This is a genomic window from Streptomyces sp. SID5464, assembly GCF_009862985.1.
GTDB classification, from domain to species: Bacteria; Actinomycetota; Actinomycetes; order Streptomycetales; family Streptomycetaceae; genus Streptomyces; species Streptomyces chartreusis_D.
The window spans coordinates 1-207 of the sequence record NZ_WWIQ01000042.1; the positions used below are offsets into that span (position 1 = coordinate 1).

At 76.8% G+C, this 207-nt stretch carries 1 protein-coding gene; it reads right to left on the reverse strand.

All coding sequences use genetic code 11. From position 1 onward, the window contains the following. Window positions 1-207 (reverse strand): beta-ketoacyl synthase N-terminal-like domain-containing protein (locus tag GTY47_RS21070; protein ID WP_010048680.1); only part of this gene is annotated, 207 nt, incomplete at both ends.

Here is a 207-nt window from a genome sequence, read left to right on the forward strand (position 1 = left end):
GCGTCCGACAACCGCTCCACCGCCAGCACGCCCACGCCCTCGGCCCAGCTCGTGCCGTCGGCCGCGGCGGAGAACGGCTTGCAGCGCCCGTCCTCGGCGAGGCCCCGCTGCCGGGAGAACTCGATGAACGCCGTCGGCCCGGTGATCACGGTGACGCCGCCGGCGAGCGCGAGGGAGCACTCGCCCTGCCGCAGCGCCTGCACCGCC